This window comes from Actinokineospora sp. UTMC 2448 (assembly GCF_024760565.1).
Taxonomy (GTDB): domain Bacteria; phylum Actinomycetota; class Actinomycetes; order Mycobacteriales; family Pseudonocardiaceae; genus Actinokineospora; species Actinokineospora fastidiosa.
Genome location: NZ_CP031087.1, coordinates 2,083,972 through 2,105,801, shown reverse-complemented (window position 1 = coordinate 2,105,801; position 21,830 = coordinate 2,083,972). Strand labels below are relative to the sequence as shown.

At 72.5% G+C, this 21,830-nt stretch carries 25 protein-coding genes; 9 read left to right on the top strand and 16 right to left on the bottom strand.

Annotated features, from left to right (window positions below; translation table 11 throughout):
- Nucleotides 1-34: 34 nt before the first annotated feature.
- The 3 genes from Actkin_RS09990 to Actkin_RS09980 form a co-directional block, all read right to left on the bottom strand.
- Nucleotides 35-532, bottom strand: a complete 498-nt coding sequence (locus Actkin_RS09990; protein WP_258906825.1) for a hypothetical protein — start codon at nt 530-532, stop codon at nt 35-37.
- Nucleotides 533-546: 14 nt separating this feature from the next.
- Nucleotides 547-1,410, bottom strand: a complete 864-nt coding sequence (locus Actkin_RS09985; protein ID WP_258907896.1) for a DUF4365 domain-containing protein — start codon at nt 1,408-1,410, stop codon at nt 547-549.
- A 137-nt stretch (nt 1,411-1,547) separates the two neighbouring features.
- Entirely contained in the window at nt 1,548-2,708 is a 1,161-nt protein-coding gene (locus Actkin_RS09980; protein WP_258906824.1) for an intein-containing protein, read from the bottom strand.
- Nucleotides 2,709-2,744: 36 nt separating this feature from the next.
- On the opposite strand from Actkin_RS09980, the gene pnuC reads away from it, so the two are divergent.
- The 3 genes from pnuC to Actkin_RS09965 all read left to right on the top strand — a co-directional run bounded on the left by pnuC (nt 2,745) and on the right by Actkin_RS09965 (nt 6,498).
- On the top strand, nt 2,745-3,377 hold the full coding sequence (pnuC, locus tag Actkin_RS09975) for a nicotinamide riboside transporter PnuC (protein ID WP_229787836.1): 633 nt from the start codon (nt 2,745-2,747) through the stop codon (nt 3,375-3,377).
- Nucleotides 3,374-4,453, top strand: a complete 1,080-nt coding sequence (locus tag Actkin_RS09970; protein WP_258906822.1) for an AAA family ATPase — start codon at nt 3,374-3,376, stop codon at nt 4,451-4,453. The genes pnuC and Actkin_RS09970 overlap by 4 nt, the downstream gene beginning before the upstream one ends.
- A gap of 911 nt (nt 4,454-5,364) precedes the next feature.
- A complete protein-coding gene (locus Actkin_RS09965) occupies nt 5,365-6,498 on the top strand; it encodes a YibE/F family protein (protein WP_396122954.1) in 1,134 nt (377 codons plus the stop codon).
- Here the strand turns inward: Actkin_RS09965 and Actkin_RS09960 are convergent.
- Together Actkin_RS09960 and Actkin_RS09955 are read right to left on the bottom strand one after the other, a co-directional pair.
- A complete protein-coding gene (locus Actkin_RS09960; RefSeq protein WP_189212990.1) occupies nt 6,470-7,105 on the bottom strand; it encodes a hypothetical protein in 636 nt (211 codons plus the stop codon). The genes Actkin_RS09965 and Actkin_RS09960 overlap by 29 nt on opposite strands.
- Complete coding sequence (locus Actkin_RS09955; protein ID WP_258906821.1) at nt 7,105-7,815, bottom strand: MBL fold metallo-hydrolase; 711 nt, start codon at nt 7,813-7,815, stop codon at nt 7,105-7,107. Before Actkin_RS09955 ends, Actkin_RS09960 begins: the two co-directional genes overlap by 1 nt.
- Before the next feature lie 127 nt (nt 7,816-7,942).
- Here Actkin_RS09955 and Actkin_RS09950 point away from each other — a divergent pair, with 127 nt between their 5' ends.
- From Actkin_RS09950 to Actkin_RS09930, 5 genes are all read left to right on the top strand, one after another.
- Entirely contained in the window at nt 7,943-8,818 is an 876-nt protein-coding gene (locus Actkin_RS09950) for a peptidylprolyl isomerase (protein ID WP_189212992.1), read from the top strand.
- Nucleotides 8,815-9,630, top strand: a complete 816-nt coding sequence (locus tag Actkin_RS09945; RefSeq protein WP_258906820.1) for a peptidylprolyl isomerase — start codon at nt 8,815-8,817, stop codon at nt 9,628-9,630. The genes Actkin_RS09950 and Actkin_RS09945 overlap by 4 nt, the downstream gene beginning before the upstream one ends.
- Nucleotides 9,627-10,337: a peptidylprolyl isomerase gene (locus Actkin_RS09940; RefSeq protein ID WP_309569128.1), complete on the top strand. Its 711-nt coding sequence runs from the start codon at nt 9,627-9,629 to the stop codon at nt 10,335-10,337. The genes Actkin_RS09945 and Actkin_RS09940 overlap by 4 nt, the downstream gene beginning before the upstream one ends.
- A 103-nt stretch (nt 10,338-10,440) precedes the next feature.
- Nucleotides 10,441-10,626 (top strand): hypothetical protein, encoded by a 186-nt coding sequence (locus Actkin_RS09935; RefSeq protein ID WP_258906819.1) that lies wholly within the window; start codon nt 10,441-10,443, stop codon nt 10,624-10,626.
- Nucleotides 10,623-11,306, top strand: a complete 684-nt coding sequence (locus Actkin_RS09930) for a helix-turn-helix domain-containing protein (RefSeq protein WP_258906818.1) — start codon at nt 10,623-10,625, stop codon at nt 11,304-11,306. Before Actkin_RS09935 ends, Actkin_RS09930 begins: the two co-directional genes overlap by 4 nt.
- Here Actkin_RS09930 and Actkin_RS09925 read toward each other — a convergent pair.
- The 11 genes from Actkin_RS09925 to ruvC all read right to left on the bottom strand — a co-directional run bounded on the left by Actkin_RS09925 (nt 11,272) and on the right by ruvC (nt 21,361).
- Nucleotides 11,272-11,445 (bottom strand): hypothetical protein, encoded by a 174-nt coding sequence (locus Actkin_RS09925; protein WP_258906817.1) that lies wholly within the window; start codon nt 11,443-11,445, stop codon nt 11,272-11,274. The genes Actkin_RS09930 and Actkin_RS09925 overlap by 35 nt on opposite strands.
- A gap of 7 nt (nt 11,446-11,452) precedes the next feature.
- Nucleotides 11,453-11,650 (bottom strand): hypothetical protein, encoded by a 198-nt coding sequence (locus tag Actkin_RS09920; protein ID WP_258906816.1) that lies wholly within the window; start codon nt 11,648-11,650, stop codon nt 11,453-11,455.
- The gene (locus Actkin_RS09915; RefSeq protein ID WP_258906815.1) at nt 11,634-12,500 is read right to left on the bottom strand and encodes a hypothetical protein; all 867 of its coding nucleotides are present in this window, start codon (nt 12,498-12,500) and stop codon (nt 11,634-11,636) included. The genes Actkin_RS09920 and Actkin_RS09915 overlap by 17 nt, the downstream gene beginning before the upstream one ends.
- A gap of 47 nt (nt 12,501-12,547) precedes the next feature.
- Nucleotides 12,548-14,845: a RelA/SpoT family protein gene (locus Actkin_RS09910; protein WP_189212995.1), complete on the bottom strand. Its 2,298-nt coding sequence runs from the start codon at nt 14,843-14,845 to the stop codon at nt 12,548-12,550.
- Nucleotides 14,846-15,032: 187 nt separating this feature from the next.
- Complete coding sequence (locus tag Actkin_RS09905) at nt 15,033-15,557, bottom strand: adenine phosphoribosyltransferase (RefSeq protein WP_258906814.1); 525 nt, start codon at nt 15,555-15,557, stop codon at nt 15,033-15,035.
- Nucleotides 15,554-16,741, bottom strand: coding sequence for a protein translocase subunit SecF (gene secF, locus Actkin_RS09900; RefSeq protein WP_258906813.1), 1,188 nt, complete (start codon nt 16,739-16,741; stop codon nt 15,554-15,556). The genes Actkin_RS09905 and secF overlap by 4 nt, the downstream gene beginning before the upstream one ends.
- A 1-nt stretch (nt 16,742) precedes the next feature.
- Entirely contained in the window at nt 16,743-18,530 is a 1,788-nt protein-coding gene (gene secD, locus Actkin_RS09895) for a protein translocase subunit SecD (RefSeq protein ID WP_258906812.1), read from the bottom strand.
- A gap of 168 nt (nt 18,531-18,698) precedes the next feature.
- Entirely contained in the window at nt 18,699-19,046 is a 348-nt protein-coding gene (gene yajC, locus Actkin_RS09890; RefSeq protein ID WP_258906811.1) for a preprotein translocase subunit YajC, read from the bottom strand.
- 91 nt (nt 19,047-19,137) lie between these two features.
- A complete protein-coding gene (ruvB, locus tag Actkin_RS09885) occupies nt 19,138-20,190 on the bottom strand; it encodes a Holliday junction branch migration DNA helicase RuvB (RefSeq protein WP_258906810.1) in 1,053 nt (350 codons plus the stop codon).
- A complete protein-coding gene (gene ruvA / locus Actkin_RS09880) occupies nt 20,187-20,783 on the bottom strand; it encodes a Holliday junction branch migration protein RuvA (RefSeq protein WP_189213000.1) in 597 nt (198 codons plus the stop codon). Before ruvA ends, ruvB begins: the two co-directional genes overlap by 4 nt.
- 11 nt (nt 20,784-20,794) lie before the next feature.
- A complete protein-coding gene (gene ruvC, locus Actkin_RS09875) occupies nt 20,795-21,361 on the bottom strand; it encodes a crossover junction endodeoxyribonuclease RuvC (protein WP_189213001.1) in 567 nt (188 codons plus the stop codon).
- A 176-nt stretch (nt 21,362-21,537) separates the two neighbouring features.
- Here ruvC and Actkin_RS09870 point away from each other — a divergent pair, with 176 nt between their 5' ends.
- Nucleotides 21,538-21,822, top strand: coding sequence for a DUF4342 domain-containing protein (locus tag Actkin_RS09870; RefSeq protein ID WP_189213002.1), 285 nt, complete (start codon nt 21,538-21,540; stop codon nt 21,820-21,822).
- Nucleotides 21,823-21,830 lie beyond the last annotated feature (8 nt).

The window sequence follows — 21,830 nt, the reverse complement described above, 5'->3', positions numbered from 1 at the left end:
TCCCGGATCCTCGGCAGTTGCTGCTGTCGACCCGTCACTGCGGCTTGGCGGACACCTTCCGGACGAAGAACTCCTCTGGCCAGAAGGTGTCTCCGAGCATCAGCCGATCGAAAAGCACGCAGACGGCGCCGGGGTGTCTTCGGAATCCCAGACGGCCGCCACGTTCCGGCCGCGTTCGCTCCCGTATTTGCTCAGCCAGTAGATCCGGTCGCCCGGCCTGAGCTTGCAAGGGGCACGAGTTCTCGGTGCGACGACTTGCGAGTACTCGGCTGCCCGACCCGCGCGTCGAATCCGTATTCGTCGGTCGGCCGGGGGGGAATCGCCAGGTGATTCGGAACTGCTCGTCGATCGGCAGCGCGGGGGAACCCGCGTGCACCTCTTTGACCAGGTAGAACGTGACCAGCCTGCGCGCCTTGTCCGACAGTTCGTGCCACAGTTTCGAGAGCGCTTCGGCGTATGCCTCGGCATCCGACTCCGACTCCGTGGCGACGTCATCCAGGTCGTGGTCGGTCTCGGTTTCGGTGCGGAGCATCTGGATCGACCGGGTCAACGAATCGGGTTCGATCCGGAGATGGTGTTCAACCGGCTGGACACGTAGTTGTCGCCGGCAACGACGTTGGTGTGGAGCGGCGGATCGTCAACGGCAGGTTTGCGGGCTCGCTGAGCCGCGTCGAAGCAGGCTGCCAACCACTGCGCCTCCGCCCTGCTCAGTATCGTGTTCCCCACGACGGGCACGCCGGGAAGCAGATTTGGGCGCCCGTTGGGATGGAAATGCTCAGGGCCGATGCGCTCCGGGTGCCAGTCGAGGTCCCTGTGGAGCAGCATTGCGAATCCCTCACCCCGGCGCTGCCAGAAGATCAAATCCTCGCCATGCACGTTCACATGGTGCTGCACGATGTCCGATGGACCGAACTCGACGCCCGCCATCTCACCCAGCTGGGCTTGGATAATCCGGTTGCCCCGATAGCGGCTTAGGTACCCTCTGACCTCGGCAACGAAATCCGCGATGGATTCGTCGTTCAACTCCTGGTCGGGGCTGATGGTGATCGTCTTGAGCAACTCGCCTTGGCGTCGAGCCGCCAGCAGTTGCTTGGTGGCATTGGCCCAGTAGAGACCACCGGTGTCCGGGTCATGCACAACGCAGAGCACTGGGAGGTTCCCATCAGCCCAGGTGCGGCCGTGGTCACCAATCGGCACGGCGTATCCGTCGGCCCTGCGCCACGAACGGCCACCCTTGACCTGGATCTTGACCAGGTCGCCGGTAACCTCACCGTCCTCGGTGAACGTGACGTGTTGGTCCTCGCCGAAGTCGTTCTGGCCGTCCACCTCCTGAACGATGTGATCGTGTCGCTCCAGAAGCGTCCGCAACGCGTTGACCGCCGCACGGCTGGGTCTGCGAGCGCCAGGCACCTTCGGCAACGAACCTCCCAAGCGCGGTGGTCGGCGACTGGACACGCGGTCCGCGCCGGGCTGGCCGGGTCGGAGGATAGTGGTCAGTGGCGCGTTTCAGTACGTCGACCGGACGTGTCCGTCCAGACACAAACCCCTCAGTCCACGACTGCAGCGCGAAAGGCCGTCTGCCTGGCGAAGCAGTTGTGGCTCACCACGCCGTTGGCGATGAAGTCGCCGGTGCCCGTGGTGATGTCGTACAGGGGCAGTTCGAGGCCCAGCGGGGCCACCGAGACCACCTTGAGGTCGACGTCGGACTTGATGGCCGCGCCGTCGATGGCCCGCTTGGCGGTGACCGCCGGGTCGATGGTGTGGAACAGGCGCAGGTGCTCGGCCAGGCCGCCGTCGACGCGCACGCACGCCTTGCCGTCCGGGGCCCTGCGCAGCTCGATCGCGTGCCGGAAGCCGAAGACGGTCAGCGCCTCGGTGACCGCGGCCAGCGCGCGGGCGCCGAGGTTGGGCAGGCGGACGATGCGGTTGGCGTAGGTGCCGTCGGCGTCGAACACGCCCGCGAGCAGGCCCTTGCGCCACTCGTCGGTCGGGGTTCGCGGCCATGGCACGGGCAGGCTCACGCCCAGCTCGCTGTCGAGGTACTCGACCACGCGGGCGGCGGCCTGGTCCAGCGCGGCCGGGCCGCCGTCGCCGCGGGCGACCCCGGCGAGGTAGCCGCGGCGGTAGTCGGCGGTGTCCTTGGGCGGCAGCGCGAAGCGGCCGGTGCCCATCAGCTTGTTGCCGGTGGTCAGGTGCGGGCGGCGGTTGCCGCCGACCATGTCGCCGGTGACGTGCTTCCAGCCGCGCTCGGTGAGGAACCGGTGGTCGCCGCTGGCGATGAGCGCGGTGCCGTCGGCCAGGGTGACCCGGTAGGCGGGCTTGACCGTCGACCAGTGCGCGAGCACCTCCGTGGGCACGTAGTGGCGGTAGCTGCCGCGCCGCTCGGTGCCGTAGATGCGGTCGCCGACGACCAACCTGGAGATCGGCTTGACCGTGCCGTCGGCCATCAGCACCGGGGTGTCGCCGTGCAGGCAGTAGCTGCAGGCGTGGGTGCAGCCGCGGTACGGGTTGACCGTCCAGCGGAACGGCATCGGCGCGCCGTCGGGGAGTCTGTTGAGCACCGACTTGGCCAGGACCTCGTGGAACACCGTGTCCGCGAACTCCGGGGCGCGCACGCTGCGCACCAGCCCGGGAATCCCCGGCAGGGCGGGCTCGCCGCCCCGATCGACCCGCTGCCCGTCCCATCGCACGCCCACAGTCGAACACATGTTCGAGATCATGGCAAGTGCCCGTAGGCTGCGGCCGTGTCACTCGATCAGGTGCTCGACCCGCTGCGGGCCACGGCGTTCACCCTGTTCGGCGCGCCCACCTCCCGGATGGAGGTGATCGGGTTCCTCACCGGGGCGCTGTGCGTCTGGCTGGTGGCCAGGCAGAACCCGTGGAACTGGCCGATCGGGATGGTCAACAACGTCGCGTTCTTCGCGCTGTTCATCACCGCGGGGCTGTATGCGGACGCGTGGCTGCAGGTGGTGTACCTCGCGTTGGCGGTATTCGGCTGGTGGAAGTGGCTGCGCGGCGGCGACGCGAGCGGCACGCTGCCGGTGACCCGGACGTCGGTGCGGGAGTGGCAGGCGCTCGCCGCGGTCGGGGTAGCGGGCACGGCGCTGTTGACGTGGATCCTCGTGGTGGCCACGGATTCGACCGTGCCGTTCTGGGACGCTGTCACCACGGTGCTGTCGCTGTTGGCCACCTGGGGGCAGGCGCGCAAGAAGGTCGAGTGCTGGTGGCTGTGGATCGCGGCCGACGTGATCTACGTGCCGCTGTACGGGTACAAGGAGCTGTGGCTGACCGCGATCCTCTACATCGGATTCATGGCGCTCTGCGTCAACGGCCTGCGGCGGTGGTCGGCGGACCTGCGCTCGCCGGTGGCGGCGTGAGGTTCCGGCACGCGCTGGTGGTGGGCAAGTTCTACCCGCCGCACCGCGGGCACCACCACCTGATCCGGTCGGCGGCGGCGGTGTCGGAGCGGACCACGGTGGCCATGCTGGGGGCGTCGGTGGAGTCGATGTCCATCCCGGACCGGGTGTCGTGGCTGTCGGCCGAGCACGCGGGCGACCCGGGCGTGATGGTGCTCGGGGACCTCGACGACCACCCGATCGACTTCCACGATGACGCCGTGTGGGAAGCGCACCTGGGCGTGATCCGGGCGGTGCTGGCGCGCCGGGCGATGGCCGACGGCGGATCTCCGGTGGTGGACGCGGTGTTCAGCGGCGAGGACTACGGGCCGGAGCTGGCCGCGCGGCTGGGGGCCGCCCACGTCCGGGTGGAGCGGCTGTCGGTGTCGGGGACGGCGGTGCGGCGCGACCCCGTGGGCCGGTGGGGCGACCTGGCGTCGTCGACCCGGGCGGGGCTGGCGGTGCGGGTGGTGGTCGTGGGCGCGGAGTCGACGGGGACGACGACGCTGTCCCGTGCCCTGGCCGAGCACTTCGGCGCGCCGTGGGTCGGGGAGTACGGGCGCGAGCACACCGAGCGCAAGCTGGCGGCGGCCCGCGAGCTGGAGAAGGCGGCCCCGCCCGGGCTGGACGAGCTGGTGTGGACCGACGGGGACTTCGTCGACGTGGCGCTGCGCCAGTCGGCGGCCGAGGACGCGGCGGCGGGCCAGGGCCCCCTGCTCGTGTGCGACAACGACGCCTGGGCGGCGACGGTGTGGGCGGAGCGGTACCTGGGCAGGCCGTGCGCGCTGCCGATCCCGTCCCGCACGCCCGCGCTGTACCTGCTGACCGACCACGTCGGCGTCCCCTTCGAGCAGGACGGCTGGCGCGACGGCGAGCACCTGCGCGCGTGGATGACCGCCCGTTTCGCCAGCGCCCTGCGCGATCGGGGCGTGCCGTGGGTACTGCTGTCGGGAACACCGCGCCACCGACTGCGCCGCGCCGCCCGCGCGTGCGCCGAGGCCATGCGCACCCACCTGCGCTGGGCGCCCCCGCTCACCCCGGCGACCGAGGAAGGATGACCAGCGTGGACGACTGGCCCACCCACCCCATCCCCCGCGTCCCGAACCCGCCCTCCGGCAGCCCGCACCCCACCAACGGCCCACACCCGACAGGCGGCACACACTCCACCAGCGGCCAGCACCCCACCAGCGGCCAGCACCCCACCAGCGGCACACACTCCACCGGCGGACCGCACCCCATCGGCGGACCGCACCCCGCCAGCGGCCCGCACCCGACAAGCGGCACACACCCCACCAGCGGCCAGCACGCGACTGGCGGTCAGCAGCGCAGCGGAGGCAGGCACGCGCGTGGACCAGCCGCCGACCCTTCGGCCACCCGCTGGTCCGAAGGCGGCACCTCCGGACCCACGCCCCACACACCCGGCGCCGAACCACCCACCGGCCACTGGCCCGAGGACCGCTCGCCCGAACCCCCGCCCCGCGGGCCAGCCGACGAACCAGTCGCTGGAAGCTGGTTCGCAAGCGCTGCCCAACCCCCGTCCCACGGGTCCGGCGCCGAACCGCCCGGCTGGGCCGAAGGCGGCTCCGAACCCGCATGGCAAGACTCCGGTGCAGAGCCGCCCAGTCGCTGGTCTGATGGCGGTTCCTCCGACCCCGCCCCGCGCAGGTCAGCCGGCGAGCCGCCTGCCGGCGACTGGTTCGAAAGCGCCGCCCAACCCCCACCGCGCAGGCCCGGCGCAGAACCGCCCGGCAACCGATGGGACGAAAGCGGCTCCTCCGAGCCCGCGCCGGGTGGGGCTGCTGAATCGCCGCAGCGCCGGGCCACGGGACGCTCCGGCCCTGCGGCACGTCCGGCGGGCGCCGAGGCTCCTGGTGAGCCTGCCGACGACGAGGACCGGGGGGCGGACTCCCCTCCCCTGCCCACCGGGCACGGACACGGCCATGGACCGGCCACTCCGGCGTCCACTCGCGTGCGGCAGCTGCTGGCCATCCTCCTCACCCCCTTCGCCCTGGCCTCGCTGGTCGGGTTGGTGCTGTTGTTCCCCACCGGGGACGCGCCCGCGGTCAGCAGTTCCGGGTTGACCCCGATCGACGGGACCGTGACGGCCGCGCAGGCGGGGCCGTGCTCCGAGGGGGACGTGGGGGGCACCGACTGCCTCACGCTCACCGTCCAGCTCACCGAAGGGGCGGGGGCGGGTAGCGACATCCGCACCACCGTGCCGCTGGAGCCGAGCACCCCCCGCTTCGCCGTGGGGGACGACGTCGTGCTCGCCTACAACGGCGGCGAGCCGTTGAGCGGGCAGTCCTACCAGGTCGTCGACTTCCAGCGCGGGTTTCCGCTGGTCCTGCTGGCCGCGGTGTTCGCGATGGCCGTCATCGCGCTGGCCCGGTGGAAGGGGCTGTCCGCGCTCGCCGCGCTCGGGGTGAGCATCGGGGTGCTGGTCGTCTTCGTGCTGCCCGCCATCGTGCGCGGGGAGAACCCGCTGCTGGTGGGCATCACGGCGGCGGGCGTGATCATGTTCGCGGTCCTGTACCTGACGCACGGGTTCTCGGCGCGGACGTCGACCGCGGTGCTCGGGACGATGGTCAGCCTCGCCCTGATCGGGGCGCTCAGCGCCCTGTTCTCCGCGTTCGCGGCGCTGACCGGGCTGGACGAGGAGACCGCGACGCTGGTGGGCGTCCTCGGGCGCGAGGTGGACACGCGCGGGCTGCTGCTGGCGGGCATCGTCATCGGCGCCCTGGGCGTGCTCGACGACGTGACCGTGACCCAGACCAGCGCCGTGTGGGAGCTCCGCGCGGCCAACCCGTCCCTGGGATGGCGGGAGCTGTACGCCGCCGGGGTGCGCATCGGCCGCGACCACGTCGCCTCCGCGGTGAACACGCTCGTCATGGCGTACGCGGGCGCCGCCCTGCCGCTGCTGCTCTACTCGTCGGTCTCCGGCGTCGGCGCGGGCGCGATCCTGGGGTCCCAGGACATCGCCCAGGAGATCGTGCGGACCCTGGTGGGCAGCATCGGCCTCGTGGCCGCCGTGCCCGTGACGACCGCGCTGGCGGCCCTGGTCGCCGTGCGCGAGGTCAGTCCAGCGACGCCACGAACCGGGTGACGGCGTCGCCGCTGAGCCGCTGGGCGAGCTTGCCCTGCGGGGCGGCCGCCGCCAGCTGGTAGAGCGGCCGCTCCGGCGCGGCCTCGCCCTTGGCCTCCGCCCGCAGCTGGGCGACCAGGAGCTGGGAGAACACCAGGCCCGCCGAGTGCTCGCTGGCGGCCATCGCGTCGGCCAGCCTGCGCAGCGCGAGGATGCCCAGCTCGCGCCCGCCGGTCCCGGCGTACACCGCCAGCGTGATGTTGATCGTGCGCCTGCCCTGCGCGACCAGCACGCTGACCGTCCGCATGCCGCGCACGTCGCTGACCAGCAGCTCGATGCGGTCGGCGTGCCGCAGGTCGACGGACTTGCTGCCGATGGTGCGGGCGACGACCGTCGTGCCCTCCAGCGTCAGCCGCCTTCGCCCTGCTGCCCACGAGACGAGCAGGAACACGGCCACCAGCACGGCCGCGGTCACCAGACCCGTGGTCAAACCGGCCGTCGACCCCGCGATGAGCCCCACGACCAGCCCGACGACCGCGCCGACCCCCACGCCGAGCAGGGCGACGACCGCCGTCGCGCAGCCGCGCCGGGTCTGCCGGGTCGGGACGCTGAGCGGGACGGCCTCCATCAGATGCCCCGGCCCCGGCCGCGGTGCGCCGACCCCGGGTCGGACAGGTCGATCATGCCGGTGAGGAACGGGTTGCTCGCCCGCTCGCGGCCGATCGTGGTCGCCGGGCCGTGCCCGGGCAGCACCACGGTGTCGTCGGGCAGCGGGAGGATCTTGGTGCGCAGCGACTCGGTCATCTCCGCCATCGACCCGCCGGGCAGGTCGGTGCGGCCGATGGACCCGGCGAAGAGGGTGTCGCCCGCGAACATCAGCTCGCCGCCCTCCTCGGTCGCGGTGCGGAAGGTGACCGAGCCCCGGGTGTGGCCGGGGGTGTGGTCGACGGTGAGCGTCAGGCCCGCGAGGTCCAGTTCCGCGCCGTCGGTCATCTCCCGGACCTCGGCGGGCTCGCGCATCGCCAGCTCGCCGAAGAACGCGGCGGCCTCCTTGCTCATCCCGAGCATCGGGTCCGACAGCAGCACGCGGTCCTCGGGGTGGATCCAGGCGGGGATGTCGTTGCCGTCGCAGACCGGCGTCACCGAGAACGTGTGGTCGAGGTGGCCGTGGGTCAGCACGACCGCGACCGGGGACAGCCGGTACTTGGCGATCGCCTCCGCGACGCCCGCCTCGGCCTCCTGACCTGGGTCGACGATCACGCAGGGCGCCCCATCGCCCGCGGCGACCAGGTAGCAGTTGGTCTGGAAAGCACCGGCGGGGAAGCCGACGACGAGCACGGGCGGACCTCCGGGAGCCGATTTCCTCTCCGCGCGAGCCTAGTCGGGGCGACCTCCCACGCTGTTCTTACCCCGGTGCCCCCTAGACTGCGCGCCTGCCAGGGATCACGTCACGGGAGGGTGCCAGGTGCCGACCAACCAGCAGCGCCGGGAAGCGGCGAAGCGGAAGCTGGAACGCCAGATGGTCCGCCGGGCTGAGCGCGCCAAGAAGCGGCGCATCTTCGCCGTCGGCGCCACCGTCATCGGCGTCGTGCTCGTCGTGGGGCTGATCTATTGGCTCACCACGATCGGCGGCGACGACACCACCGACCCGGCGGCGCAGACCGACACCACCGCGCCCGAGGCGACGCCGGACGTGCCCGCGAGCATCCCGACGGAGCTGGCGGCGGTGCCCAAGCGGCCCAAGGCGCTGCCCGCGACGACGACCTGCGAGTACCGCACCGAGGAGGGCGCCGAGCCCGCCAAGGAGGTCGACGCCCCGCCGACCGCGGACGTGTCCGCGACGGGCACCGTGCAGGCCACCATCAAGCTCTCGACGGGCGACGTGAAGGCAACGCTGGACCGCGCCCTGGCGCCGTGCACCGTGAACAGCTTCGTGAGCCTCGCCAAGCAGGGCTACTTCGCCGACGCCCCCTGCCACCGCCTGACCACCGGCGAGGGCCTGCAGGTCCTGCAGTGCGGCGACCCGACCGGCACCGGCAGCGGCGGCCCCGGCTACGTCTTCGACAACGAGACCTTCCCGGAGATCAAGTACGGCCGCGGCATCCTGGCCATGGCGAACGCGGGCGGCACCAAGAAGGGCGAGGGCACCAACGGCAGCCAGTTCTTCATCGTCTACGGCTCCGCCGAGCTGCCCCCGGACTACACCGTCTTCGGCAGCATCGACGCCGAGAGCATGAAGGTGATCGACGAGATCGCCAAGGCGGGCACCATCTCCCAGGGCATGCCCGGGGACGGCAAGCCCAAGACCGAGGTGGCGATCACCGCGGTCGAGATCGCGTGATCGCGCCCCGGGTCGGCCTGGCCGCCGCGCTGCTCTGCGGCGCGGCGGCGCTGACCGCCTGCGCGTCCACCGTGTCCGGCAGCGCCAGCGGGTCGGGGTCGACCACCGAGCGGACCACGACCGAGAGGACCACGACGAGCACCGCGCCCGCGGGTGACGTGGACGTCCCGGCGAGCATCCCGACGGAACTGGCGCCGATGCCCAAGCGGACCACGGCGCTCCCGGCCAAGGTCGACTGCGAGTACCGGACGGAGCAGGGCGCGGCACCGGCCAAGGACGTCGACGCCCCGCCCGCGACCGGCGTGTCCGCGCAGGGCACCGCGGCCGCGACCATCGCGCTCGGCGGCGGCGACGTGGCGGTCACGCTGGACCGCGCGCTCGCCCCGTGCGCGGTGAACAACTTCGTCAGCCTCGCCAAGCAGGGCTACTACGACGACACGACGTGCCACCGCCTGACGACGGCGGAGTCGCTGCAGGTCCTGCAGTGCGGCGACCCGACCGGAACGGGCAGCGGCGGCCCCGGCTACACCTTCGACGACGAGGTGTTCCCCGAACTCGAGTACGGGCGCGGCATGCTGGCCATGGCCAACGCGGGCACCGGATCGGACGGCAACGGCACCAACGGCAGCCAGTTCTTCATCGTCTACGGCGCCTGCGAGATCCCGCCGAACTACACCGTCTTCGGCAGCATCGACGCCGCGAGCATGGCGGTGGTCGACGAGATCGCCAAGGCGGGCACGGTCTCCGAGGGCATGCCGGGCGACGGCAAGCCCTCGGCCGAGGTCGTGATCAGCGGCGTCGAGGTCGCGTGAGAGTGCGGTTCGTCATGGCCGTCGCGCTGCTGGCCTGCGCGGCGGGCTGTGACGCGTCCACTCCGGACAGCGCCGCGGCGTCCGCCGCGACAACCGCGACTACGACCACGGTCGCCACCACCTCGGCGTCCTGCGACTACCGCCCGACCCCCGAGGACCCGCCCGCGGACGGCAGGGACGTCGGCCTGCCGTCCGGCGTCGCCGCCCCGGACGTGGTGATCCTGCTGACCAACCACGGCGAGATCACCATGGCGATGTCGCGCGCGACGCCGTGCACCACGGCGAGCATCTCGCACCTGGCCACGTCCGGCTTCTACACCGGCTCCCCGTGCCACCGCATGACCAAGGCCGAGACCCTGTCCGTGCTCCAGTGCGGCGACCCGACCGGCACGGGTTCCGGCGGCCCGGGCTACACGCTGCCGGACGAGAACCCGACGGACCTCAAGCCCGCGAGCACGGCGGGCTACGTGACCTACCCGCGCGGCACCGTCGCCATGGCCAACACGGGCGAGCCGCACAGCGGCGGCAGCCAGTTCTTCCTCGTGTACGCCGATTCGACGCTGCCTCCGACCTACGCGGTCTTCGCGACGCTGGACGAGGCGAGCCTCGCGGTGCTGGACAAGATCGCCGAGGGCGGGGTGGCGGGCGGCGGCCGCGACGGCGCGCCCGCGGTCGCGGTGACCATCGAGAAGGCCCTCGCCGCCTGAGATCGGGGCTTGGGCCGTCCGGGGGACCGCCTGTCCCGCTTTCGTCCGCTGCCTACCTCGATATATAGCGAGTAGCGTATAGGTCACTGACCGCGCACGAGAGGTGACCCGCGATGAGCACTCGTCCCCGCGCAAAGTCTGTCCGGCCCGCGGGCTGCGGCTGCGGCTGCAGCAACTGCTCCGGCCCCGGCTGCGGCTGCTGCGGCAGCTGCTGACGCCGAGCACCGGGCGGGTCATGCCGCTCGCCCGGTGGGCCGTGTCGGTGGGCGCTGCGACACTGCCGGGGTGACTTACCGGGAGCTGCGGGTCGATGTCCCCGGCGTGGCGTGCCTGTGGTCGGTCGACGTCGACGGCCCCGGCGGCCGGGTGGTGCCCGACGGCTGCACGGACCTGATGTGGCACGCGGCGGCCGACCGGCTGTTCGTGGCCGGACCCGACACCACCGCGCACACCACCGCGTTGCCGCCCGGGCGCCTGGTCGGCGTCCGCTACCTCCCGGGAGCGGCCGGGTTCGGGGTCCCCGCCGACGCGCTGCGCGACGGCCGCCCCGACCTGGCCGACGTCTGGGGCAGGCAGGCCGCGGAGGCGCTGACCGAGCGCCTGCGCGGAGCGACGGCGGAGGAGGCCCAGCGGATCCTCCTGCTGGCCGCCCCCGCCGCGCCGGACCCGCTGGCCGCCCGGGTGCGCCTGCTGGCCGAGACCGGCCGCGTGCGCGACATCGCCGACGCCGTCGGCTACGGCGAACGCCAACTGCGCCGACGCTGCCTTGCCGCCTTCGGCTACGGCCCCAAGACCCTGCACCGCGTCCTGCGCTTCCAGCGCGCCCTCCGACTGGCCCGCGCGGGCCTGCGGTTCACCGACGTCGCCGCCCGAGCCGGCTACGCCGACCAAGCCCACCTCGCCCGCGACGTCCGGGACCTCGCTCAGGCCCCGCTCACAGCTCTCGTCCGTGCGCCCGCAGGGGCTTGAGCGCCTCGATCGTCACCGGCCCCGACCACACGTGCTCCACCACCGGCGCCCCCATGAACCAGCACAGCCACCAACCACCGCCCGCGGCCGGGCACGCCGACCAACCCACCTCGCCCGCGACGTCCGGAACCTCGCCCAAACACCACTCACAGCTCTCGTCCATACGCCCGCAGGGCCTTGAGCGCCTCGACCCTCACCAGGCCCAACCACACGTGCTCCACCACCGGCGCCCCCATGAACCAGCACAGCCACCAACCACCGCCCGCGGCCGGGCACGCCGACCAACCCACCTCGCCCGCGACGTCCGGGACCTCGCTCAGGCCCCGCTCACAGCTCTCGTCCATAAGCCCGCAGGGTCTTGAGCGCCTCGATCGTCACCGGGCCCGACCACTCGTGCTCCACCACCGGGGTCCAGATGAGCCAGCGCGGCCGCCAGCCGCCGTCCGCGCCCCGCTCGGCTGTCAGCGCGTCCAGGCTTTCGGCCATCTCCGCTGCGGAGAACCACGACGCGGCGAGGGAGTTCGGCGTTGGGGCGTACTCGTGCGGGTACGGCAGCTCCGCGACCGTGTAGCCCTGCGGCGTCTCGCCCATGTCCGAGCCGAGCCGGACCATCCGGGACGAGCGGACCAGCTCGCCGAGGCGGTCCGCCGCCGCCCGGGCCCGCGTGCGGTCGGGCGCTCCCTCCAGGAACTCCAGGCATCCCCGCACCTCGTACGGGTGCGACGAGGTCAGCGCCTCGATCCGGGGCCAGCAGTAGTCGGCCGCGCGGGCCACCCAGGGATGGTCGACGTCGGCCAGCGCGCCCGCCAGGTTGGCCGTCGGCAGCAGCGCGCCCTCGGTCGACGCCTGCCACCACGGCGAGTGCGGGTACTCCCCCGCAGGCACGGCGAACGGCACCGCGCCGTCGGCGTCGCTGATCTTCGCCAGGTGATCGGCGATCGCGGGCGCGAACGCGTCTAGGGCGCCGACCTCGCGCAGGACCGACACGGCGGTCAGCGCGGCGAGCGGCTGGCTGTCCGCGCCCCGGCCGTCGGGCTCAAGCGCGTGCCCGTAGCCGCCGTCGGGGTTGCGGTACGCGTCCAGCGCGCGCACGACCGGCTCGGCGTCGCCGGACCCGAACAGGAACGCGAACCGACGCCGGTCCAGCAGCCGCGCGTGGGTGAAGAGGAACGTCTCAGCAGCGGTAATCGACACCAGGCAAACCTAGGCCGCTCCCCGGACCGCGCGCTTGAACGAAACGGTCAGGACGCCGACGTGACCCGGTAGACGTCGTACACGCCCTCCACGCTGCGGACCGCCTTGAGCACGTGGCCGAGGTGCTTCGGGTCGCCCATCTCGAAGGAGAACCGGCTCACCGCCACCCGGTCGCGCGAGGTCGTGACCGACGCCGAGAGGATGTTGACCCGCTCGTCGGCCAGCACCTTCGTCACGTCCGAGAGCAGCCGGTGCCGGTCCAGCGCCTCCACCTGGATGGCCACCAGGAACACCGAGGACTCCGAGGGCGCCCACTCCACCTCCAGCAGCCGCTCCGGCGTCTGCAGCAGGTCGTCGGCGTTGGTGCAGTCCGTGCGGTGCACGCTCACCCCGCCGCCGCGGGTCACGAACCCGAGGATGTCGTCGCCGGGGACGGGCGTGCAGCAGCGCGCCAGCTTCACCCAGACGTCCGAGGCGCCCTTGACGATGACGCCCGCGTCGCCGGTGCTGCGGCGCCGGGTGATAGTCGACGGCGTGGACCGCTCGGCCAGCTCCTCCTCGGCGTGCTCCACGCCGCCGAGCAGCGCAACCAGCCGCTGCACCACGTGCCGGGCGGAGATGTGGCCCTCGCCGATCGCCGCGTACAGCGTGCCCACGTCCGGGTAGCGCAATTCGCGGGACAGGGCGGCCACCGAGTCCACCGACACCAGCCGCTGCATCGGCAGGCCGACGCGGCGCACCTCCTTGGTGATGGCGTCCTTGCCGGACTCGATCGCCTCGTCCTTGCGCTCCTTGGCGAACCACTGCTTGATCTTCGCCTTGGCCCTCGGCGACGCGGCGATGTCCAGCCAGTCCCGGCTGGGGCCCGCGCCCTCGGCCTTGGACGTGAAGATCTCGACGACCTCGCCGTTCTCCAGCTTGCGCTCCAGCGCCACCAGCCGGGAGTTGACCCGCGCGCCGATGCAGCGGTGCCCCACCTCGGTGTGCACGGCGTAGGCGAAGTCGATCGGCGTCGAGCCCGCGGGCAGGGTGACCACGTCGCCCTTGGGCGTGAAGACGAAGATCTCCCGCGCGGCCAGGTCGTAGCGCAGCGACTCCAGGAACTCGCCGGGGTCGGCGGCCTCGCGCTGCCAGTCGAGGAGCTGGCGCATCCAGGCCATCTCGTCGACGTCGACGCCGGAGTGGGTGCCCTTGGTCTCCTTGTACCGCCAGTGCGCGGCGATGCCGTACTCCGCCGTCCGGTGCATCTCGTGCGTGCGGATCTGCACTTCCAGCGGCTTGCCGTCCGGCCCGATCACGGTGGTGTGCAGCGACTGGTACACCCCGAACCTCGGCTGGGCGATGTAGTCCTTGAACCGGCCCGGCATCGGCTGCCACAGGGCGTGCACGACGCCCATCGCCGCGTAGCAGTCGCGCACGTCGTCGACGAGGATGCGCACGCCGACCAGGTCGTGGATGTCGTCGAAGTCGCGGCCGCGGACGATCATCTTCTGGTGGATCGAGTAGTAGTGCTTCGGCCTGCCCTCCACCCGCGCCCCGATCCGGGACTGCTCCAGGTGCTTGCTCAGCTCGGTGACGACCTTCTTCAGGTACGTGTCCCGCGACGGCGCGCGGTTGGCCACCAGCCGCACGATCTCGTCGTACTTCTTGGGCTGCAGGATGGCGAAGGCCAGGTCCTCCAGCTCCCACTTCACGGTGGCCATGCCCAGCCGGTGCGCCAGCGGGGCCAGCACCTCCAGCGTCTCGCGGGCCTTCTTGGCCTGCTTCTCCGGCGGCAGGAAGCGCATCGTGCGCATGTTGTGCAGCCGGTCGGCCAGCTTGATGACCAGCACCCGGGGGTCGCGGGCCATGGCGATGACCATCTTGCGGATGGTCTCGGCCTCCGCGGCGGAGCCCAGCTGCACCTTGTCCAGCTTCGTGACGCCGTCGACCAGGTGCCCGACCTCGTCGCCGAAGTCGCCGCGCAGCCGCTCGATGGAGTACTCGGTGTCCTCGACGGTGTCGTGCAGCAGGGCAGCGACCAGCGTCGTGGTGTCCATGCCCAGCTCGGCCAGGATCGTGGCCACGGCGAGCGGGTGGGTGATGTACGGGTCGCCGGACTTGCGCCGCTGCGAGCGGTGCATCTCCTCGGCGACGTCGTACGCGCGTTGCAGCAGGGCGAGGTCGGCCTTGGGGTGCAGCTCGCGGTGCACCGCCGCCAGCGGCTCCAGCACCTGTTTGACCGGCGCGGCGCGCTGCGCGGTGATCCGGCGGGCCAGCCGGGCCCGGACGCGCCGGGTGGCCGATGGCTCGCGGCCCGCGGGCGAGGAGTCGGTCTCCGCCGCGATTCCCACGTCGTGTGTCACCCATGCTCCCGGCAAGCTCGCCACGCCCGGGGGCGCTCGGCCTTCCGGGCCACGAGTGTGACCCGGATACCGAGGATAACTCCGTTCACCTGGGCGAACCGGGAGGCCCGCTGCGAAGGACCCGGATCACACGCCCAGAGGCCGGAAATGTTCCGTTCGGCTGGTCGCGAACGACCACTCGGCGTGCCTAGACGGTCAGCAGCGCGCCCGTGTCCCTGCCGCTCAGCCGCTCCCGGCCCGCCAGCGCGGCGATCTCGACGACGACCCGCGTCGCGGCCACCCGCGCGCCCGCCCGCTCGACCAGGTCGCACGCCGCGGCCAGGGTGCCGCCGGTGGCCAGCACGTCGTCGACGACGATCACCTTCTCGGCCAGCCGCAGCCCGCCGTCGGGCAGCTCCAGCGTCGCCGTGCCGTACTCCAGCTCATAGGTCTGGCGGTCGGCGACGAGCGGGAGCTTGCCCGCCTTGCGCACCGGCACCACGCCCAGCCCGTGCACGGCCGCCAGCGCCGCGCCGAACAGGAAGCCCCTGGCCTCGACGGCGACGACGGTCGTCACCTCGGGGTCAAGGTCGGCCCCCAGCGCCTCGGCCACGGCCCGCAGCGCCGGGCCGTCGGCCAGCATCGGGGTCAGGTCGCGGAACAGGACGCCCGGCTCGGGGAAGTCGGGGACCTCCCGGATGAGCGCGAGCGCCCTGGTGAGTGCCTCCGTCACTTGCGCTTCTTGCCCTGCGGCTTGCCCCCGGGCTTGCGCCGCTGGTCGACCGCCTTGGGGTTGCGGGCCGGGACGCCGCCCGCGACGACCATCGCGCGCTCCTTGCGGACCTCGGCGTCGACGGCGTCGTCGTCGCTCAGGTCGACGTCGTCGGCAGCGGCGGCGCTGTGCCTGCGCTCGATGTTCGCCCGCCGCTGCGCGACCCGCTGGGCCTGCAGCTTGTACTTCGGGTCCATCATCTTGAGGTCCACCAGCACCGGGGTGCACAGGAAGATCGACGAGACGACGCCTGCCAGCATGCCGGTCGCCTGCACCAGCGCCAGGTCGGCCAGCGTGCCGACGCCGAGCAGGCCGACGCCGATCACCAGCAGGCCGGTCACCGGGAGCAGCGCGATCAGCGAGGTGTTGATCGAGCGCATCAGGGTCTGGTTGACCGCCAGGTTCGCGGCCTCGCCGTAGGTGCGCCTGGTCAGGCCGAGCAGGCCGCGGGTGTTCTCCTTGACCTTGTCGAACACGACGACCGTGTCGTAGAGGGAGAAGCCGAGGATGGTCAGCAGGCCGATGACCGTGGCCGGGGTGACCTCGAAGCCCACCATCGAGTAGACGCCCGCGGTGACGATCAGGTCGTGGAACAGACCGACCAGCGCCGCGACCGCCATCCACTTCTCGAAGTACAGCGCGAGGAACACCGACACCAGGGCGAGGAACACCAGCAGCGCCCACAGCGCCTTGGAGGAGATCTCCCCGCCCCAGCTGCCGGACACCGCGCTGTCGCTGATCAGCGCCTCGCTGGAGGTGCCGTTCGGCGCCACCGGCTTGAGCTGCTCGAACAGCGCGCCCTTGAGCTTGGACACCTGGTCGGGCGTCAGCGCCTCCGAGCGGATCTGGATGGTCGCGGTGTCCCCGGCGCCGACCGTCTGCACCGACGCGGGTTCCTTGCCCAGCGCCTCGGTGAAGACGTCCTCGGCCCGCTGGGTATCGATCGGGCCCGCCGCGCTCGTCGCGGGGAACTGCACCCGGGTGCCGCCCTCGAAGTCGATGCCGAGGTTGAAACCCCGGAACACGATCGAGGCGATGCACGCCAGGAACAGCACGCTGAAGATGATGTAGCCGCGCTTGCGCTTGCCGATGATGTCGAGGGCGCCGTTGCCGGTGTAGAGCCCTTCCAGGAGGTGCCGCTTCACCTCACACCTCCTTCACGGCCGGGGTCGCGCCGACCCGCGCCGAACGCTGCAGGGCGGCGGAGCGCTGGGCGCCGCCGAGACCGGAGAGCCTCGGGTCGGACAGGAACTTCGACCGCGACGCGAGCGCGACCAGCGGGTGCGTCACCAGGAACACCACGATCAGGTCGAGCACGGTGGACATGCCCAGGGTGAACGCGAAGCCCCGGACCTGGCCGACGGCGAGCAGGTAGAGCACCGCGGCGGCCAGGAAGCTGACCGCGTCGGCGGACAGGATCGTCCGGCGGGCGCGGACCCAGGCCCTGGGCACCGACGAGCGGAACGTGCGGCCGTCGCGCACCTCGTCCTTCAACCGTTCGAAGAAGATGACGAACGAGTCCGCGGTGATGCCGATGGCGATGATGAAGCCCGCGATGCCCGCGAGGTCGAGGGTGAACCCGATCCAGCGGCCGAGCAGGATCAGCACCGCGTAGACGATCACGGCGGAGAGCACCAGCGACAGGATCGTCAGCAGGCCGAGCAGGCGGTAGTAGAAGAGGCAGTAGACGAACACCAGCGCCAGGCCGATGCCGCCCGCGATCAGGCCCGCCTGCAGCGAGGCCAGGCCCAGCGTCGCCGAGACCGTCTCGGCCTCGGACGACTCGAAGGACAGCGGCAGCGAGCCGTACTTGAGGACGTTGGCCAGCTTGCCCGCCTCGCTCTGGCTGAACCCGCCGTCGCCGCCGGTGATCGTGGTGTCGCCGTTGATGGCGCCCTCGATGGTCGGGGCGGAGACGACCTCGGTGTCGAGCACGAACGCCGCGCGCTCGCCGACGTGCGAGGCGGTGTACTTCGACCAGATGTCCGAGCCCTCGGGCTCGAAGCTGAGGACGACGACGTAGCCGATGCCCTGCGGGTCGAGGTTGGCGTTGGCGTCGCTGATCTGGGTGCCCTCCAGGAACGACGGGCCGAGGATGAACTTCTCGACGCCGTCCTGGTCGCACGCGGCCAGCGGCAGCTTGGGGTCGTCGTTGCCGACCAGCGGGTCGGCGACGCCGGTCCCGCAGTCCAGGGTGGCCAGCGCGGCCTGCTGCAGCACCGGGTCGGCGGCGGCGCCGTCCGGGCTGGGGGCGAGGTTGGGCGCCTGGCGGCACGCCTTGGCCGCGGTGATCACCTCGGCGTCGTCGGCGTCCTCGTCGGCCAGCAGCTTGGCGTAGTTCTCGCAGACCTCCACGCCCGTCGGCGTCCCGGACGTCGAGGTCGGCGGGGCCGTGGTCGTCGTGGGCTGCTGCGCGAGGGGCAGCGGGCGGCCCTGCGGCGACGGCGTCGTGGTCGCCCCGCCTGCCGCGGGCGGCTCCGGGGTGGTGGTGGCGGGCGCGGTGGTGGTGCCGCCGGGGGCCGTGGTCGTCGGCGGGGCCGTCGGCTGCGGCGCCGCGGGCACGGCGTTCAGCACCGGGCGGAACCGCAGCTGCGCGGTCTGGCCGAGCTCCTTGGCGCGCTCGCCGTTCTCACCCGGGACGGTGATGACGATGTTGTTGCCGTCGAGGACGACCTCCGCGCCGCTCACGCCGAGCCCGTTGACGCGGGTCTCGATGATCTGCCGGGAGATGTCGAGCGACTCCCGCGACGGCGGCTCACCGCTCTCGGTGCGCGCGGTCAGCGCCACGCGCGTGCCGCCCTGCAGATCGATGCCCAGCTTCGGGGTGAGCTTGCGGTCGCCGGTGAAGAACACCAGCGCGTACAGGATGGCAACGATCGCCACGAAGAACGCGAGGTAGCGTCCTGGGCGGATCTGCCCGGCCGGTGGTGCCACGGTCGGTCGTTCTCCTCGACTCGTCTAGCGGGTGCGCGCGCTGGGGACGCGCATGGGTGTCACGCCATGCCGCTGCGCCCGCACCCGAACGCACAGGGTGAGGGCGCAGCGTACCCGGTGCGGGGTGAACCCTGTGTTGCGTGGGTCACCCCGCGACCACCGGTCGGATCAGTTGCGCTTGTCGCTCTCGATGGGCTCGGCGACCTCGGCGGTGGTCTCGTCGACCTCGTCGGTCACCTCGTCGTCCTCCACGTCCGGGCCGACCTTCTCCCGCACTGCCTGGCGCAGCCAGGTCGTCTCCACGCCGGGGGCGATCTCGATGCCGATGGTGGCGTCGTCGGAGATGTCGGAGACGGTGCCGTAGAGGCCCGATGTGGTCATGACGCGGTCGCCCACGGTGAGCGAGTTCTGCAGCTCCTGCTGCTGCTGCATCATCTTCTTCTGCCTGCGCGAGCCGAGGATCAGCGGGATCGCGAGCACGGCGATCAGCAGCAGCGGAAGCAGGGCCTGTTCCATGTCTCTCCGTTCGCCGGAACCGTTCCCTCCGGGCGGACGCCGGGGAGAAGTCCGATTTTCACGATTCGGGTGCGGCGCGGGATCGCGCGCGTCACTCGTCGAACAGGGTAGGCGCGCCGCGTCCGGGCGCGTCTACCGGGGCGGACAGACCCAGGTGGGCCCACGCGGCGGCGGTGGCGACCCGGCCGCGCGGAGTCCGGGCCAGCATGCCCGCGCGCACGAGATAGGGCTCGCACACCTCCTCCACGGTAGTCGGCTCCTCCCCCACCGCAACGGCCAGCGTCGAGACGCCGACCGGCCCGCCGCCGAAGGAGCGCACCAGCGCGCCGAGCACGGCCCGGTCCAGCCGGTCGAGGCCGAGGTCGTCGACGTCGTAGACGGCCAGCGCCGCCTTGGCGACCTCCAGCGTGACCGCGCCGTCGGCGCGCACCTCCGCGTAGTCGCGGACCCGGCGCAGCAGGCGGTTGGCGATGCGCGGGGTGCCCCGGGAGCGGGAGGCGATCTCGGCGGCCCCGTCCGGGCGCAGGTCGACGCCGAGGATCGTCGCGGAGCGGCGCAGCACCCGCTCCAGGTCCTCGGGCGCGTAGAACTCCATGTGCGCGGTGAAGCCGAAGCGGTCGCGCAGCGGCCCGGTGAGCGCGCCGGACCGGGTGGTGGCCCCGACCAGGGTGAACGGGGCGATCTCCAGCGGGATCGATGTGGCGCCCGGCCCCTTGCCGACGACGACGTCGACGCGGAAGTCCTCCATCGCCAGGTACAGCATCTCCTCGGCGGGACGGGCGATGCGGTGGATCTCGTCGATGAACATGACCTCGCCCTCGACGAGGTTGGACAGCATCGCGGCGAGGTCGCCCGCGCGTTCCATGGCCGGGCCGGAGGTGATCCGGATGGGCCTGCCCAGCTCGGCGGCGATGATCATGGCGAGGCTGGTCTTGCCGAGGCCGGGCGGGCCCGACAGCAGCACGTGGTCGGGCGGGGCGCCGCGCCGGGTCGCGCCCTTGAGCACCAGTTCGAGCTGTTCGCGCACGCGCGGCTGGCCGACGAACTCGGCCAGGGTCCTCGGCCGCAGGGTCGACTCGTCGTCGCGCTCCCCGGGGTCGGCGTGGGCGGAGACCGGGGACTTCCAGTCCTCGTCCTCGGTCACCGCTTGCGCCCGAGCACGGCCAGCGCCTCGCGCAGCGCGGTGGACATGTCGGCCTGGCCGTTGGCGGCCAGCACGCCGTCGACGGTCTGCTCGGCCTGCTTGGCGGCGAACCCGAGCCCGACGAGCGCCTCGACGACCGCGCCGCGCACCCGGCTCGGCGACTGCGCCGCGGGCGCCTCCGCGCTCCCGGCCAGCGCGCCGACCTTGTCGCGCAGCTCGATGATCAGCCGCTCCGCGCCCTTGCGGCCGATGCCGGGCACCTGGGTCAGGGTGGTGATGTTGCCGTCGGCCAGGGCGTGGCGCAGCTGCTCGGGCTCCAGCACGGCGAGCGTGGCCAGTGCCAGCCGCGGTCCGATGCCGGACACGGTCTGCAGCAGGCGGAACAGGTCGCGGGCGTCGGTGTCGGCGAAACCGAACAGGGTCAGCGAGTCCTCGCGCACCACCAGCGCGGTGGCCAGCGCGGCCTCCTCGCCCCGGCGCAGCCCGGCCAGCGTGTGCGGGGTGGCCTGCACGGCGAGGCCGACACCGCCCACGTCGACCACCGCGTGGTCGAGTCCGACCGAGGCCACCTGTCCGCGAACCGAGGAGATCACAGCATCATCTTTCACGCTTGGGTCTTGCGGGCCGCCGCCAGCCTGGCACGGTGCTTGCGCGCCAGCTCGGCCGCCCTCGCCTCGGCCTCGGCGAGCCGGTTGCGCACCGGCGCCCGCCACAGGTGGCAGATGGCCAGGGCGAGCGCGTCGGCGGCGTCGGCGGGCTTGGGGGCGGTCGCGAGCCCGAGCAACCGGGTCACCATGGTCGTGACCTGCGCCTTGTCGGCCCGTCCCGATCCGGTGACCGCGGCCTTGACCTCGCTGGGGGTGTGGAACTCCACCGGGAGGCCGCGCCGGGCGGCGGCGAGGGCGACCACGCCCGCCGCCTGGGCGGTGCCCATGGCGGTGCGCACGTTGTGCTGGCTGAACACGCGCTCGATGGCGACGACGTCGGGTTTGTGCCGGTCGAGCCAGTCCTCCACGCCGTCGGCGACCTTGAGCAGCCGCACCGCGAGCGAGTCGTCGACCGGGGTGCGGATGACGTCGACGGCCACCGCGGTGACGCGCCTGCCCGCGGCCCCGTCGACCACGGCGATGCCGCAGCGGGTCAGGCCGGGGTCGACTCCCAGCACGCGCACGCCCGCCCCTTTCCGTGAACACTCGTTCGAGAGCTTAGGGGGCGCGGCGCCCGCGGCGGGGCCCCGACACGCGGACGGGCGAAATCAGGGCGGCCCCCGGGGAAACCCTGATGGCCCGGCGGCCGGACGCGGGCACCATGGGTGGTGTCAGGGGAGCCGCAGGAACAGGAGCACGAATGAACGAGTCCGACAAGGCCGACACCGTCCGATCGGCGGCCGACTCCATGGTCGACGCGGTGCGGGGGCTGCTCAGCGAGGGCATCAACCGCAGGGTCGTCGTCCGCGACAGCAAGAACGACGTGGTCGTGGACGTGCCGGTCGCGGTCGGCATCGTCGCCGCGCTCGCCGCGCCGGTCGCCACCACGATCGGCGCCGGGGTCGCGCTGGTGGGCAAGTGCGGCATCAAGATCGAGAACCGGACCCCGCCCTCGGCCCCGCCCGCGACGGTCGACGCCGAGTAGGCCTCGAC

Bases quoted from the DNA above. Each gene is read 5' to 3' on its own strand.
- Actkin_RS09980 (WP_258906824.1), bottom strand. From the start codon at position 2,708: ATGTGTTCGACTGTGGGCGTGCGATGGGACGGGCAGCGGGTCGATCGG.
- Actkin_RS09960 (WP_189212990.1), bottom strand. From the start codon at position 7,105: ATGGAGGCCGTCCCGCTCAGCGTCCCGACCCGGCAGACCCGGCGCGGC.
- yajC (WP_258906811.1), bottom strand. From the start codon at position 19,046: ATGGAACAGGCCCTGCTTCCGCTGCTGCTGATCGCCGTGCTCGCGATC.
- Actkin_RS09990 (WP_258906825.1), bottom strand. From the start codon at position 532: ATGCTCCGCACCGAAACCGAGACCGACCACGACCTGGATGACGTCGCC.
- Actkin_RS09920 (WP_258906816.1), bottom strand. From the start codon at position 11,650: ATGGACGAGAGCTGTGAGCGGGGCCTGAGCGAGGTCCCGGACGTCGCG.
- Actkin_RS09870 (WP_189213002.1), top strand. From the start codon at position 21,538: ATGAACGAGTCCGACAAGGCCGACACCGTCCGATCGGCGGCCGACTCC.